Genomic DNA, 15,312 nt, shown 5'->3' on the forward strand with positions numbered 1-15,312 from the left:
CACCCATAGTCCGTACGGGATTCGAACCCGTGTTACCGCCGTGAAAAGGCGGTGTCTTAACCCCTTGACCAACGGACCCTGAGCTTGTCAACTCTTTCTATTATACCTACTTTTTGACGCTTGTCAACTGGTTTTATAAAAAATTAGTTGACTAGAGTCAATAGCTACAAATAGAATGTCGGCAATCACAATTCAGCAATTTGATTCAAGTTTACTTCTGCTACTGTATCATTACCAAACATTGAAATAATCATCTTCACTTTGTTATTATCAATTTCAGTAATTTTTCCTGTGTAATCAGCAAAGGCACCATCGATAATACGGACAGTTTGACCTACTTCAACATTGATATTGAATTCTTGTACAGTTTGTCCCATTGATACCAAGATATCTCTGATTTCTTGTTCCAATAGTGGAGTTGGTTTAGATCTGTTACCGTGTGACCCAACAAATCCAGTAACGTTTGGTGTGTTACGCACTACAAACCAAGCTTCATCTGTCATAACCATCTCTACAAGAACATAACCTGGGAAACGATTTTCTTCAACTTCTTTTTTCTTCCCATTTTTTTCAACTTGTACAGTTTGAGTTGGGATTTCAACACGCAAGATGTTATCCAACATATTGTATGTCTGTGCACGTTGCAAGAGATTTTCTTTTACTTTATTTTCATAACCAGAATATGTTTGTAGGACAAACCATCCTTTGTCAAAACTATCCATCTTTTTTCCTTTCTTAACAGTAAACTTCTTTCAGTGAATTTGTTCTATTTTAAAAAATATTAATGAATCGAATTAATCCGCTAACGATTAATTGGTCAAAAATATAAATAATAACTACAAAGAAGGCAGTGTATTCCATGATAGATTTAAAATCTACCCAACTTTGTTTTCGAGTTGGCCAAGTTGTATCTTTAAGAAGAGTAAAGATATCCTTAATAAAACCCATTTTTATCTCCTATCTCGTTTCTCTATGTGTTGTGTATTTACCACAATGTTTACAAAATTTATTTACTTCTAAGCGAGTTGGTTTTGGATTCCCACTAATTTTAATTGAGTAGTTTCTCGAACCACAAACCGCACAGGCTAGACTTGCTTTTTTAAGTGCCATAGCGCCTCCATCCTAACTATTATAACAAGAATCCCTGTCTTTGACAAGTTAAATTATATTATCAGTTTTTCCTATTTTCAAAAATAAAAAAGCCTAGGATTAATCCTAGACTCTATTTTACATTATTTTCCAAGATAGTATTCTTTCACAACGTTCAATTTTTCGTCAAATTCGAATACCAATGGTGGGAAGTTAGGAATTTCCACATCCATGATTTCGTCGTCTGACAATTGTTTGATGTGTTTTACAAGAGCACGGATTGAGTTACCGTGTGCTCCTACGAATACGTTTTTACCGTCTTTAAGAGCTGGAGCGATTTTATCTTCCCAGAATGGAAGGGCACGTTCCAAAGTAACTTTCAAGTTTTCAGCATCTGGAATTACTGAGTCATCAAGTGAAGCATAACGACGGTCAGTGTGAGCTGAGTACTTATCATCGCGAGGCATTGCTGGAGGCAATACATCGTATGAACGACGCCAGATGTGAACTTGTTCATCACCAAATTGTTCAGCAGCTTCTGCTTTGTTTTTACCAGTCAAACCACCATAGTGACGTTCGTTCAAGCGCCATGATTTTTCAACTGGAACCCAAAGTTGGTCAGATGCTTCAAGAGCCAAGTTAGTTGTTTTGATCGCACGTTTCAATACTGAAGTGTATGCTTGGTCAAATTCGATACCAGCTTCTTTGATCAATTTACCAGCGTCGATAGCTTGTTGAGTACCTTTTTCAGAAAGATCTACGTCAGCCCAACCTGTGAAAAGGTTAGCTTTGTTCCATTCAGACTCACCGTGGCGAGCGAAAACCAATTTTACCATTAGTTGGATTCTCCTTTTATTTTTCGAGGTTCCCCTCGTTTATCTATTCTATTTTACAAAATTTTTCACAAAAAAGCTAGTTAAAATCAACGAAAAAGAGAAGAGCGCTTCAACTCTTCTCTTAGATAATCATTTATCCTTCAATTTTAAATTGTTTCAAGCTTGCTAGATACAAAGCTCCACCAATTACGAGGACAATTCCTCCAATCCATCCAAAGAATGGGATCAGTGCAACAACAGAACCAACAATAAATAGAATTGACGGTGCTAGTGAAATACGTTTGTCATCCTTATAGTAGACAAGCGTTAGGATTCCAAGAATGAGGGTTGCAATTTTTACCAAAGAGAAAACGATGAAAATAATTCCCAATACAAGCCCCGCAACATCTTCATCCTCAGAAATAGCTGCAAGAAAAATAATAAAAAATGGTAAGAAAGCTAAAACAGCTCCTGCAATGATACCAATGAATCCATCTACTTGTGCAAGTGTTTTTGTCTTCATAAATGTCTCCTTTTATTTTAATAAAGTATATTATACCATATTTTTATTAAAGTTTTTAATTTTTAAAAAAATACAGGAGTAACTCCTGTATTTTTGTTAAATTATTTTGCTTCAAAGCCCTCTGCTACTGCGTCTGCAAAGTTCTCTTCGACGATGCTTGCACAGTGATCACAGATGGTTGCGTGATAGTGGCGTTCAGCCGTTGTTGGATCGATGCGACGGCAACGGTCACAAACTTCACCAGCTGCACGTTCTACTGTAAAGGCCACATCTTCAAAGTTGACAGCACCTTCAGGAGCTTCTCCTTCTGCGATGGTCAATTCTGACACAATCAAAAGTTGAGCAACATTGCTATCAACAGCTCCAAGAAGGGTTTTCACAACTTCATTTGGATAAACTGTCAAGTGAGCTTCAAGAGATTTACCGATTACTTTTTCATTACGTGCTTCTTCCAAGGCTTTTTGAGCTTGACCACGGAAATCCATGAATGCTGACCAGGTATCCAAGATTTCTTCTTGGTTGGCAAACGTTTCTGCTTCTGGCAATTCTGACAATTGAACGAAGTCTTCTGCTTCAAACTCAAGGTAAGACCAGATTTCTTCGGCAGTGTGAGGAAGGATTGGTGTCAAGAGTTTAGTGATTTTCACCAAAATATCATAAAAGACTGTTTGCATTTGACGGCGTTCAAGTGATTTTGTACCTTCGATGTAAACAACGTCTTTGGCGAAATCAAGGTAGAAGGCTGACAAGTCAACATTGATAAAGTTTACTAGCGCTTTGTAAATGGTCAAGAATTCAAAATTAGCATAAGCATCACGAATAGTCTTAACAAGTTGGTTAAAGCGAATCGTCATGTACTTGTCTACGGAACGAAGTTCGTCATAAGCAACTGCATCCTCAGCTGGGTTAAAGTCAGATGTATTAGCAATCAAGAAACGAAGAGTGTTACGGATCTTACGGTAAGTCTCAGAGACTTGGCTCAAGATATCCATAGAGATACGCACATCATTGCTTGAGTCTACACTTGTTACCCAGAGACGCAAGATTTCCGCACCAAATTGTTTTTCAACGTCACTTGGAGCAATGGTATTTCCAAGTGATTTAGACATCTTCTCACCTTTACCATCTAAGGCAAAACCTTGAGACAAGATTTGTTTGTATGGTGCGACACCATGGTTCGCAACAGAGGTGATGAGTGATGAGTTGAACCAACCACGGTATTGGTCAGAACCTTCTAAGTAAAGATCGGCTGGATATTTAAGTTCCGGACGGTTAACCACAACACCGTTCCATGATGAACCTGAGTCAAACCAAACGTCCATGATGTCTGTTTCTTTTTTGAACTCTCCATTTGGTGAACCTGGATGGGTGAACCCTTCTGGCAAGAGGTCTCTGGCATCACGTTCCCACCAAACGATGGAGCCGTGTTCTTCAAAAAGTTGCGCCACATGCTCGATTGTTTCAGCTGTCATGATCGGGGTTCCGTCTTCTGCATAAAAGATTGGAAGAGGCACACCCCAGGCACGTTGACGAGAGATGACCCAGTCACCACGGTCACGAATCATGTTGTAAAGACGCACTTTCCCCCATTCTGAGTGGAATTTCACTTTTTCAATTTCGTCCAAGATATCTTGACGGAATTTCGATACTGAGGCAAACCATTGTGGAACTGCACGCCAGATGATTGGTTTTTTCGTACGCCAGTCAAATGGGTAGGAGTGAGAGATTTCTTCTTGAGCAAGGAGCAAATCACCAAGTTTTTCGGTAACTGTTGGAACAACCTTGTCATAGAACTGACCTGCAAAGTCAGGGCCAGCATTTTCCATCATGATTCCGCGTTCGTTAACAGTCACAGCAACTTCGAGGCCATTGGCAATCCCTACATTGTAGTCATCCTCACCAAAACCAGGAGCGGTATGGACGATACCAGTACCTGAATCAAGGGTTACATGCTCACCAAGGATCACCAATTCATCCACTTCCGTATCCCATGGGTGTTCTGTCACGATATGGTTCAATTCTTTTCCTTGGTAAGTCGCAAGGACTTCAGCATTTTCCCAACCGAATTTTTCAGAAAGGCTTGGCAAGAGCTCAGATGCTACGACATACTTGCGGTCAGATCCAGCAGGTTTCACTACGACATAATCAAACTCTGCACCGACCGTCAAGCCACGAGAAGCCGTGATTGTAAATGGAGTTGTTGTCCAAACAACAATGTAGGTATCTGCATCTAGAACACCCTTACCATCTTTAACCTTGTTGGCATAGTAGAGTGATGTAGAAACCAAGTCATGGTATTCAATTTCCGCTTCAGCTAGGGCTGATTCAGAAGACCATGACCAGTAAACTGGCTTAGCCCCACGGTAGATATAGCCTTTATTAGCCATTTCACCAAAGACACGGATTTGAGCTGCTTCATAGTCAGGAGTCAAGGTTACATATGGATGATCCCAATCACCTGAAACACCTAAGCGTTTAAAGTCTTCACGTTGTTTATCTACTTGAGAAAGAGCGTATTCACGGCAAAGTTTCAAGTATTCAACCAAGTCCATTTTTTTACGTTTGACACCTTGTTTAGCCAAAACTTGCTCGATTGGTAAACCGTGTGTATCCCAACCTGGAATATATGGTGCGTAGAATCCTGACATAGACTTAGAGCGAACAATGATATCTTTTGAAATCTTGTTCATGGCATGTCCTACGTGGATGTTTCCGTTAGCGTATGGAGGTCCATCATGAAGAGTGAAATGAGGTTTCCCTTCATTTAACTCTTGACGGCGTTGATACAATTTTGCATCTTCCCATTCTTTTTGCCAAACTGGCTCTTTGGTTGGAAGACCGGCACGCATTGGAAATTCTGTTTTTCCAAGATTAAGGGTTTCTTTTAGTTTCATTATTACTCCTTTAATGTAAATTGAAAAAATAAAAACCACGACTCGCAAAAAGGACGAAAATCGTGGTACCACCTTTGTTCGGAAAAAGACCTTGCCTTTTTCCCTCTTTTCCCGTAACGTGGGTAACGTCAAGTCTTACTCATTTCAGACTTGATACTAAGAGAGGATAAATTTACCAACAGGGATTGTAGGACTTCCACCATCTCCTACTCGCTAGAAATATATTTGATAAATCCTTGTTCTCTACTAAAATCTTATAAAATTAGAACTGACTCTTGTTGAGTATTAGCATCATCTTGAGGTTCTTCATCATTAGCAGATTCAACAGGAGTTTCAACAACTGGCTGAACTTCAACTTCAGGTTCAGTTGTCTCTTCAACATCTTGACTTGCAGTAGCTTGTTGAGCTTCTAATAATTCCTTATTAGCTGCTTCAATACGTGCTTGAAATTCTGCAACTTCTTCAGGAGAGAATTGACGAGTCATGTCAATTGGGTCTTCTTCATGAAATGAAGATGTTGCTTCACCTAATACTTCTTCAACAACTTCCTTGAATGCTTCGTCACTCGTTTGAAGATAAGTTGCAGTTGGACGTAAAATCTCTTCCCACTCAGATGAATCAACAATGGCCAATTGGCTTTCGATAGTTGATTTCAAGCGTTGGTGGAAGACACGACTCTTATTCTTCAACTCTTCAGTTTCCACAGCAACTTTCTTAGCATTATCAGTTGCTTGTCGCAAGATTTCATTTGCTTTGTACTTAGCTTCATCAAGTAAACGTTGTGCATCTTGTTCAGCTTGTTGAATAATGTTGTGAGAACGATCGTTGGCTGCTTGTTTTACACGCTCAGCTGTATCTTGAGCGATTAAAACTGACTGGCTCAATGAATCTTTGATTTCATCAAAATATGATAGACGATCTTCTAAATTTTTAATATGTTGATCTTTTTCATGATTGCTACGAACCAAATCTTCATAGTCACGAACAACAATATCTAAAAATTCATCAACTTCTTCACGATTAAAACCTCTAAACTGAACACCAAAGGTTTTGTCCTTAATTTCTAACGATGTAATTGGCATATTTTTCCTCACTTACTTAATAAAAAATAGAATCATTCATTGCTTCTGGTTCTTGCTCTTGATCGTTTGTTACTGTTCTCTTAGGAATATCATTCGTATAATAGGACAGACGTTCTTCTAATCGTTTAATATAAGGTTCCGTCTCATCCTTGTAACGGGTTAATTCCTCGTAATCAATATAAATTTTATCTAAAAATTCGTCAACTTCTTCCTTATCGTAGCCTCGGAATTTTGTTGAGAAAGCTTTATCAACAATATCTTGTGGTGTAATCGACATATTTTTTCTCACTGACTTAATAGTAGATGAACTGTTAATTTTTTCTTATCTTTCTTCGTTTGACCGTTTTCTTTAAGCAAGATGATTCGGCCAAACCGTCTGACACTTATTAAATCCCCAACTTTTACTTGATAGTCAGATTTTTCAACTATATGATAATTGACTTGAACCAACTTCTTTTCAACTAGAGCTAAAGTTTGTGAACGAGATAATTTCAATATACTAGATAAAAAGGCATCTAGACGAAAACTTGAAACTAGGATTTCCTTTTCTTGATATTCGTTTTTTGATTCTATTATATCTGAAAAAGGATGTTCCTCTAATCTTACAGGTAACTTGGAAATTTTTTGAATCCCATCCTGGAACAAGGTAATAAATCTCTGATCCACAATAATCTGAGCCTTCTCTTCAGTCACTATGATATCACCGAACAACTTACGGTCAATACCCAGACGATTGAGAACCGTTCCCAGAATTTTTGAATGGGTTAGTTGTTGAAACTTGCTGGGATACTCAATCTCAAGCAAGGCCATTTCGAAATCTTCCAATCTTGGCGTAAAATAATCTGGCGCCAGAATCACTCTAGCATACTCTGAATGGACATAACGAGTACTAGAAAAGGTTTTTACCCCTCTATTGTTTCCCAATGTCTCCAAGATAAATACTTGGTGAGGATTGATAAAAGGAGATAAAATCGGTGCGTAATGCTCTTCTACCTGTCTTAACCACTCTAGCCCCTTGTCAATGAATGGAATATCTTCTGTTGCAAAATGTTGGTAAAGTTCTTTGCTCATAACATAACCAGCAAATTGATAAGATAGCGACTAATCATACGGATGAGAATTAGAGCAATCCAGACAGAAAAATCCAAACCTGCAATTTGAAGAGGCAGACGTTTCAATGGTTCAAGAATTGGCTTACACAAAGTTTCCAAAAATTTCCCCAACTGAGTATTATAGGCATTTGGAAACCATGATAATAGCGCAAAAGCTACAAGTATCATTGAATAGATATCTGTAGCATTTTGGATAAAACGAATTATTAGAAACATTAACGTACTCTATTTCTCTTCATGTCAAAGTCGTACTCTTCACTTTGAGTTTCTTCCGGTAAACGAATATCTTCAATATTTACCACAACACCTACAGGTGTCAAAAGGTACATTGTATGTGCAACTTTTCTTAACTCACCAGCAAGAACATGACGTGCCCCATCCAAGTAATCCAAGCAACGACGCGCTTGAACTTCTGTCATATATTGGAAGTCAATCAAAATACTCTCGTTACCAGCCAACAAATCAACAATATCTGTTGCATCTTCGTAACGACGTGGATAACGAACATCGATGGTTACTTTTTCAGTGCTGCGATGACTCTCAATTGCTAATTGCTGTTGACGAGCATGAAGTTTTGTAATATTCTTCTCTTTTGTCTCAACTGGTAAAGGTTCTTGAGCAGCAGAAGCTTGCTGAGGTAATTCTCTCTTTGGAGGAACTGAAGCTAGTGGACGTTCAGAACGTGCAGCTACAACATCTGAAGCAACTTCATCTCCATCTTCTGTAAAGTAATCTATAAATTTATCAAATTTATCTTTTAATGACATGATTATTTCCTATTTAAAAAATGCTGTACCAATTCGAACATAAGTCGAGCCACACTGAATCGCTTCTTTATAGTCACGACTCATTCCCATACTTAATTCTGTCATTGGCATATTGGGGAGTTGTTGTTCACGAATATATTGTTGCAACTCTTGCGTTTCTTTAAAGATTTTATGCAACTCTTCTGTTTCAGCTTCAAATGGAGCCATAGTCATAAGACCAACATACTCTATTTGATCCAAGCTTGACAAGTCTGGCAAGACCGCCAAAAGTTCTTCTTTCGAAAAACCATGCTTGCTTTCTTCTCCAGAAATATTGACCTGCAAAAAACATTTAACCTTACGATTGGCACGTTTTTGAATCTCTTGAGCTAATTTCAAAGAATCTAAAGCGTGAAAATAATCAACATAAGGAATAATATCTTTCACTTTTCTTCTTTGCAAGCTACCAATCAAGTGCCAAGTAACATCCTTATCACTTAAAGCATGATACTTTTCAAGAAATTTGTCGACACGGTTTTCACCGATGTGTTGAACTCCTTGGCCGATCAAATTAGCTGCGATTGCAATATCAACATATTTTGTTACTGCAATTACAGAAACCGAACCGTCTTCACGGCCGGCTTCTTGAATTGCTTTGGTAACCTGTTGAAATACCTGATTTGTGTTTTCTTTTAAATCCATCTCTATTAACGGTTTTTAAAGAATGGTGGTGTTTCTAACTCATCATCAGAAGATGGTGCTTCGAAACGCTCAACTGGTGATACGACTGATTCACCTTGACGAACGATTGAATCACGTCTCAAGTCCCAATCACCGAAAGCTGATACCTTAGGTGCTTCAGAATGACGTTGAGAAGGAGTTGGAAGTTCAGCTGTTTCAGCTAAATCAAAATGACGGTCGTAAGTGTGGGTGTGTCCAGTTCTTGCTGGTTCACGGAATGATGCTTGTCTTGGTTGTGGTGCTACCACTTTTTCAACTGCATCTTGACGAACGCCAGTAGCAACAACAGTTACACGGATTTCATCTTTCATTGATTCATCAATAGAAGTACCGAGCCAGATGTTTACACCGTGTCCAGCAGCTTGGTTAACTATTTCTGAAGCTTCTTCAGCTTCAATCAAGGTCATATCCAAACCACCAGTTACGTTCACGATAACATCTTCTGCTCCATCGATTGTTGTTTCAAGGAGTGGTGAGTAGATAGCTTTACGAGCCGCTTCAATAACACGCTCTTCTCCGCTACCGATACCGATACCCATGAGGGCATTTCCTTTGTTTGCCATTACTGTCTTCACGTCTGCAAAGTCCAAGTTGATCAAACCAGGATTTGTAATCAAATCTGTAATCCCTTGAACACCTTGGCGAAGAACGTTATCTGCTTCAGACAAAGCTTCAAGAAGCGGAGTTTTCTTATCAACGATTTCTAACAAATTGTTGTTTGAGATAATCAAAAGAGTATCAACATGTTCGCGAAGTTCGTTAATACCTTCAACTGCGAATTGACCACGTTTACTTCCTTCAAAACCGAATGGACGTGTTACCACACCAACAGTCAAAGCGCCTAAACTTTTAGCGATACGAGCGATAACTGGTGCAGCACCTGTACCAGAACCACCACCCATACCAGCAGTAATGAAGACCATATCTGCACCACTGATTGCTTCAGTGATTACTTCTTCGCTTTCTTCAGCAGCCTTGCGACCAACTTCAGGTTGTCCTCCAGCACCAAGTCCACGAGTTAATTTAGGGCCAAGCTGGATAACTGTTTCAGCTTTTGTACTGCTCAAAGCTTGTACATCTGTATTGGCTGCGATGAACTCAACACCTGAAACGCCTTCGTCAACCATGCGGTTAATGGCGTTTCCTCCGCCGCCACCGACACCAATTACTTTAATTACTGCACCTTGTGCTGCTGCTGTATCAAATGAAAATGTCATATTTTATTCCTCTATCCTATTCATCAAACATGCTTCCGATTAAGCTACGGAATCGTTCAGTCAATTTTGGTTTTTCTTCTGATTGATTTGAAGTTGCTGAGTCAACTGTATAAGTTGGTTCTGCTGATTCAGTTGAAGTTGTACCAAACACTGGACGTTGAGAAGTTGCAGGTTTTTCCTGACTTGAAGTTCTGAAGTCAATTGGTTGTTGACGTAGAACTTGATCTCCTCTGATAGCTCTTTGAGCCAAAACATTCACTTCTGTAAGACTTCCAGCAAATTCAGACAGACTAATCACATGGGCAAATGCTGGATTGCGGATACCTACTTGGTTTGGTACGTATAGTTTCACACGAACTCCAAGTACTTCTTGGGCAAGCTCAACGATACCTGGTAGAATAGCATTTCCACCAATCAGAGCAATACCACCTGGCAAGTCCAACAAATGTCTTCTTTCCAAATCTTGTTTGATTTGTTCAAAGATGTGTTTCAATCGAGCTGAAATAATTTGAGACAAGTACTCCTCAGTGACCTCAACAGGTTCTACTTCACCGATAACTTCAACTTGGAAAGTTTCTTTGCTTGCAAGTTGTGGATAAGCTTCACCGTAGTTAAGCTTCAAACCTTCTGCAATCTTTTTAGAAGTTTTAAGAACTTTTGAAATGTCTTTAGTGACGTAATCGCCACCTTCTTGATAAACATTTGTGTATTGTAGCTCTTGGTTACGGATAGTAGCAACACTTGTTTGACCACCACCCATATCGATAACAGTCGCTCCAAACTCACGTTCCCCTTCGTTAAGAACAGAGTTTACAATTGCAAGCGGTGAAATAATCACGTTATCGACTTGAACTCCAACACGTTCTACAGTTTTACGAAGGTTGTGAAGAATTGTTCTTGGACCTGTGTAGAGTAGCCCACGCATTTCCAAACGAACACCCATCATACCACGTGGGTCACGAATACCTTGGAAACCGTCAACCACAAATTCTTCTGGTACAAACGTAATCACTTCACGATCAGGTGTCATGCTCTTTGTCAAAGCAGATTTAACAACATTTTCAACGTCTTGATCTGTAATTTCTTTTGTATCTGATGTTACAGGAATCATTCCTTGAGTTGGTTCAACCTGCAACAAGTTCGCTGGAAGTCCAACGTTTACAGACTTGATTGAAATCCCTGCTTTTTCTTCTGCTTGAGAAATAGCAGATTTGATAGCCGTCGCAGCGGCTTCGATGTCAACGATAATTCCATCCTTGACACCTTTACTTTTGGCGTTGCTAACACCGATTACATTTACTTCACCATCTACAAGCTCAGCAACTAACACTTTAATTGAGCTCGTTCCAATATCTAAGCCTGTAAAGAAACCATTTCTAGTCATTACATTGCGTCCTCTCTATCTTCCAAGTTTCACACTTTGATTTTTTTAACAGCTACAAGAAGGCATAGCTATTCACAGAATATTATATCACAAAAATCCGATTCGTGGCCATTTTTTTATGATTTTATCGAAGGTTTTTCATTAAATTTATTTTAATATTCCATTACAAGTCCTAAATTTTATATTTTTTGTCAAAAAATAGTGTAAAACTATTAAAAATACTGAAAATTATTCTGAAAATCAACTGTTTCCCCATAGAAATTTTATCCAAATTCATTCATGAATCATTCATTTTTGTAATAGGAATTGATGTTTAAGTTCTTTGTAAAAAAAATGTCTATTATATTCGATTTTTTAATAAAAAAAGAGGTCGTTACTGACCTCTTATTTCGATAATTTATTTCGATAATTTATTTAAAGCATTAGTGAGGAAAAAGCCATCCCGTATTTTTTTACCAATATATTTAGTTTTTTCAACCAAGTCTTGGTAATCCTCATCTGAAAGATAATCAATTGTTGCCTTCAAGTCATGAAGCGACTCTACTGCAATCCCACATCCATTCTCAAGAACAAAGCGAGACAAGGCTGACTGTTTCCAAACAACAAGTGGGAAGCCTGATGCCAAGTAAAGGGAAGCCTTATGAGAGTTGTTATAGCGAAGATACTCCCCAAAAACACCACTACACGTCTGAACACTGTCACCATCCCAAACAAGTCCAAAACCACCTTCTAGGGCTGCAGGAAGCTCATCAGGCAGGAAGGAGCCAAAATAGGTCTCGTTGGCAAGGGCTCTTTTCTCATCAAAGCCGACACCATAGAGATTGTAGGCCGGTCTAGCAGGCAATTGATACAGGTAACCTGCTTTTTCTTGGGCTAAATTCCCTGCTACAATGATTGGTTGATCCTTTGATAGACCATCTTTCTCTTGGTAATTCGGAATGAGGTAGTCAAAAATTTCTAAACTAACTAGTTTGTGCTCTGGGAGCCCCTTCTCCACCAATACTGATTTCATAATTGGATTATGAGCAATCACTCCATCAGCCACCTTCAATAGACTCGATTCTTGAAGATGGACTCGAATCTTATGCTTCAAAGGTACTGTATCTAGATTGGCATAGCGCAAAGCTTCCAAATCATGGATAATAAAATAGACTTGTACCCCTCTTCGCTGGATTATTCTTACCAAGCGAGTGGTGAAAAAACTATGATGGAGCATGGGGAATTGAATCAATAATTGATCCCCGAATTTCAATTGCGCAAAAGCTTTTGACAAAGCTTTTGCCTTGTGTCGTTGGGCTTTAACGGTTCCCATTTGGTACCAATCCTCAACTATTAACAACAAGGGTTGATAGCCTTCTCGTTTGACGATCTCTTCGACATCATTTCTAGCCTTGTTCCCGGCGTTTCGAGCACCAGAATCTTTTAAAAACTCTTCTTTTAGAAAATACTTCATGAATCACTATTTCTTTCAATCAAATTCATTTGCTACGACTTCTAGAGCACGCTCAATGACCACGTGCATGTCGTAGTATTTATAGTCTGCCAAACGTCCACAGAAGATAACCTTGTCATTTTTAGCAGCTTCTTCCTGGTACTTAGCAAACATAGCGTTGTTCTTTTCATCGTTGATTGGGTAATATGGTTCATCTCCACGTTTCCAGTCAGCTGGGTATTCACGTGTGATAACTGTCTTAGGTTGGGTACCATACTCGAAATGCTTATGCTCAATGATCCGTGTATAAGGAATTTCACGCTCTGTGTAGTTGACTACGGCATTTCCTTGATGGTTTTCCTCATCCAAGATTTCATGTTCAAAACGAAGGCTACGATATTCCAATTCCCCATGTTTGTAATCAAAGTACTGGTCAATCATTCCTGTAAAGACAACTTTATCAGCTGAAGCTTCCAGCTCTGCACGATTGGCAAAGAAATCAACTCCAAGTTCAACTTCTACATTGCCCAGCATGTTTTCAATGATGACGTTATAACCACCGATTGGAATCCCTTGGTAACGGTCATTAAAGTAGTTGTTATCAAAGGTCAAACGAACTGGAAGACGTTTGATGATAAATGGAGGAAGGTCTGTTGCAGAACGTCCCCATTGCTTTTCTGTATAGCCCTTGATCAATTTTTCATAGATATCCGGACCAATCAACTTGATAGCTTGTTCTTCCATGTTCTTAGGCTCAACATTTTTCATATCAGCTGTTTGCTCAGCAATCTTATCCTTAACTTCTTGAGGGGTCTTAGTTCCCCACATAGCATAGAAGGTATTCATGTTAAATGGAAGATTGTAAAGGCTCCCCTTGTAATTAGCCACTGGTGAGTTGATATAGTTGTTAAATTCAGCGAACTGGTTGACATAGTCCCAAACTTTTTTGTTTGAGGTATGGAAAATGTGGGCACCGTACTTGTGTACGTTGATACCTTCAACATTTTCACAGTAGATATTTCCACCAATGTGATCGCGCTTGTCAATCACTTTTACTTTTTTACCACGTTTTGTAGCTTCGTGTGCAAAGATTGCGCCAGACAAACCTGCACCGACAATTAAATAGTCATACATATTAAAACTCCGTTAATGAACTCTACAATTGATTATTAATGCTGACTGTGGGCCAGCAAACGTTATTTTTTCTTTCTTAGAAAGGACTCTTATCATCTATTAGAGCTGCCTAAATTCTAATACTAGAACTAGGTCGCATTTAATTCAGTAATATTGTTCGATTCTTTTTTACTAAAAGTATTTGTTGTAAATAGTAAAAACATGAATATATTATATGTTGGAACAAACCAAAATGCTTCAATCATACAGTTAAAAGCAATCAATGATAAAATCGCAACTAATAAATATTGACCATCCTTATACTGTTTCCTCGAGGCGACAACATAAATGATTATCAGTAGGACTACAGGCACTATTCCATATGTAAACAACATCTGCACATATGAGGAATCAACATAGTTATACCCTATTACAGATTCTGTTTTACCACCCGAACCTATAAATTGAACGTTTCTTGTCCCAAATAGACGAACTCCAAACGTATCAATTGCATTCCTACCTAGAGCTAGCCTTCCGGTAATTAATTTATTTATCGATACCAAAAATGGATTAGACCATGAAAACTTGTATGAAAAATAGGTAACAACTGATGCGAATACAACAGCTGAATATGGTAGCAAGGCAAAAATCTTTAGTTTTTTCCCATTACTATAATAAAAATAAATGAAAATAACTGTCGCTAACAAGATTGACAAAGCATTTAAACGTGCATCGCAGTATTTTATAATAAAAGCTGATAGCAAGACTCCAAACAGAGATCTGATCCATATAAATTTATCTTTTAAAAGATAGGAAATTGCTAAAAATAGATAAAAACAATGTGATGCAAAGTCCGTAGGATAAATAAATCCAAACGAATTTCGAATAACACCCGCACGATTATATTGTAGATTAGGAACCATGCCAACAAGTGATAAAAGAAAAACTCCAACTACGAGAATACCAGCTACAACTACATAGTTCCTCAAAACTACTTTCATATCTACATTAACCAAGAGGACTAGCAGCATCGAATAGACTAGAAAATTAAGCCTATTCGTTTGAACATACACTAAAACCCCCGAAAGCAACAATAGAATAGAAAGTATTAGATATTTGTATGAGACACGCATTTTATACAAAAAACGAAGCCCTAAAAGCAAT

Annotated in this window: 17 protein-coding genes, 1 tRNA gene, 1 pseudogene and 1 other annotated feature; all 19 genes and pseudogenes read right to left on the reverse strand. The window is 38.5% G+C overall.

The annotated features are described in order from the left end of the window. Positions 1-6: 6 nt before the first annotated feature. The 19 genes and pseudogenes from ACXYSN_RS05460 to ACXYSN_RS05550 all read right to left on the reverse strand — a co-directional run bounded on the left by ACXYSN_RS05460 (position 7) and on the right by ACXYSN_RS05550 (position 15,149). Positions 7-78 (reverse strand) — tRNA-Glu (locus ACXYSN_RS05460). Positions 79-185: 107 nt separating this feature from the next. After that, the gene (gene nusG, locus ACXYSN_RS05465) at positions 186-722 is read right to left on the reverse strand and encodes a transcription termination/antitermination protein NusG (RefSeq protein WP_006149705.1); all 537 of its coding nucleotides are present in this window, start codon (positions 720-722) and stop codon (positions 186-188) included. Positions 723-771: 49 nt separating this feature from the next. Next, the gene (secE, locus tag ACXYSN_RS05470; protein WP_004254104.1) at positions 772-948 is read right to left on the reverse strand and encodes a preprotein translocase subunit SecE; all 177 of its coding nucleotides are present in this window, start codon (positions 946-948) and stop codon (positions 772-774) included. A 9-nt stretch (positions 949-957) separates the two neighbouring features. Continuing rightward, the gene (gene rpmG, locus ACXYSN_RS05475; RefSeq protein WP_001809375.1) at positions 958-1,110 is read right to left on the reverse strand and encodes a 50S ribosomal protein L33; all 153 of its coding nucleotides are present in this window, start codon (positions 1,108-1,110) and stop codon (positions 958-960) included. A gap of 122 nt (positions 1,111-1,232) precedes the next feature. Continuing rightward, entirely contained in the window at positions 1,233-1,925 is a 693-nt protein-coding gene (locus ACXYSN_RS05480) for a phosphoglycerate mutase (RefSeq protein ID WP_006149717.1), read from the reverse strand. Between the two features lie 133 nt (positions 1,926-2,058). After that, positions 2,059-2,427, reverse strand: coding sequence for a hypothetical protein (locus ACXYSN_RS05485; protein ID WP_006149702.1), 369 nt, complete (start codon positions 2,425-2,427; stop codon positions 2,059-2,061). A 101-nt stretch (positions 2,428-2,528) separates the two neighbouring features. Continuing rightward, entirely contained in the window at positions 2,529-5,321 is a 2,793-nt protein-coding gene (ileS, locus tag ACXYSN_RS05490; RefSeq protein WP_458636411.1) for an isoleucine--tRNA ligase, read from the reverse strand. 46 nt (positions 5,322-5,367) lie between these two features. Next, positions 5,368-5,579 (reverse strand) — a binding site (T-box leader). Next, positions 5,576-6,403, reverse strand: coding sequence for a DivIVA domain-containing protein (locus ACXYSN_RS05495; RefSeq protein WP_458636412.1), 828 nt, complete (start codon positions 6,401-6,403; stop codon positions 5,576-5,578). (Overlaps the previous feature by 4 nt.) A gap of 16 nt (positions 6,404-6,419) precedes the next feature. Next, the gene (locus ACXYSN_RS05500; RefSeq protein WP_458636413.1) at positions 6,420-6,680 is read right to left on the reverse strand and encodes a DivIVA domain-containing protein; all 261 of its coding nucleotides are present in this window, start codon (positions 6,678-6,680) and stop codon (positions 6,420-6,422) included. A gap of 8 nt (positions 6,681-6,688) precedes the next feature. After that, positions 6,689-7,474 carry a YlmH family RNA-binding protein gene (locus ACXYSN_RS05505; protein ID WP_458636414.1) on the reverse strand — a complete coding sequence of 262 codons (786 nt, stop codon included), beginning with the start codon at positions 7,472-7,474 and terminating at the stop codon, positions 6,689-6,691. After that, complete coding sequence (locus tag ACXYSN_RS05510; protein WP_458636415.1) at positions 7,471-7,731, reverse strand: YggT family protein; 261 nt, start codon at positions 7,729-7,731, stop codon at positions 7,471-7,473. The genes ACXYSN_RS05505 and ACXYSN_RS05510 overlap by 4 nt, the downstream gene beginning before the upstream one ends. Next, positions 7,731-8,282 carry a cell division protein SepF gene (locus ACXYSN_RS05515; RefSeq protein ID WP_458636416.1) on the reverse strand — a complete coding sequence of 184 codons (552 nt, stop codon included), beginning with the start codon at positions 8,280-8,282 and terminating at the stop codon, positions 7,731-7,733. The genes ACXYSN_RS05510 and ACXYSN_RS05515 overlap by 1 nt, the downstream gene beginning before the upstream one ends. Before the next feature lie 9 nt (positions 8,283-8,291). Further along, the gene (locus ACXYSN_RS05520) at positions 8,292-8,963 is read right to left on the reverse strand and encodes a YggS family pyridoxal phosphate-dependent enzyme (protein ID WP_458636417.1); all 672 of its coding nucleotides are present in this window, start codon (positions 8,961-8,963) and stop codon (positions 8,292-8,294) included. 5 nt (positions 8,964-8,968) lie between these two features. Continuing rightward, positions 8,969-10,219, reverse strand: a complete 1,251-nt coding sequence (ftsZ, locus tag ACXYSN_RS05525) for a cell division protein FtsZ (protein WP_458636418.1) — start codon at positions 10,217-10,219, stop codon at positions 8,969-8,971. 16 nt (positions 10,220-10,235) lie between these two features. Further along, positions 10,236-10,421: a cell division protein FtsA C-terminal domain-containing protein gene (locus ACXYSN_RS05530; RefSeq protein ID WP_458636613.1), complete on the reverse strand. Its 186-nt coding sequence runs from the start codon at positions 10,419-10,421 to the stop codon at positions 10,236-10,238. Beyond that, positions 10,412-11,603 (reverse strand): annotated as a pseudogene (gene ftsA / locus ACXYSN_RS05535) (cell division protein FtsA); the annotation flags it as partial. The pseudogene ftsA and the gene ACXYSN_RS05530, both read right to left, overlap by 10 nt. A 397-nt stretch (positions 11,604-12,000) precedes the next feature. Next, positions 12,001-13,056 (reverse strand): galactofuranosyltransferase, encoded by a 1,056-nt coding sequence (locus ACXYSN_RS05540; RefSeq protein ID WP_458636419.1) that lies wholly within the window; start codon positions 13,054-13,056, stop codon positions 12,001-12,003. Positions 13,057-13,071: 15 nt separating this feature from the next. After that, entirely contained in the window at positions 13,072-14,169 is a 1,098-nt protein-coding gene (glf, locus tag ACXYSN_RS05545; protein WP_458636420.1) for a UDP-galactopyranose mutase, read from the reverse strand. Between the two features lie 128 nt (positions 14,170-14,297). Then, positions 14,298-15,149: a hypothetical protein gene (locus ACXYSN_RS05550; RefSeq protein ID WP_458636421.1), complete on the reverse strand. Its 852-nt coding sequence runs from the start codon at positions 15,147-15,149 to the stop codon at positions 14,298-14,300. Positions 15,150-15,312 lie beyond the last annotated feature (163 nt).

It is taken from the genome of Streptococcus sp. V869, from assembly GCF_054353515.1.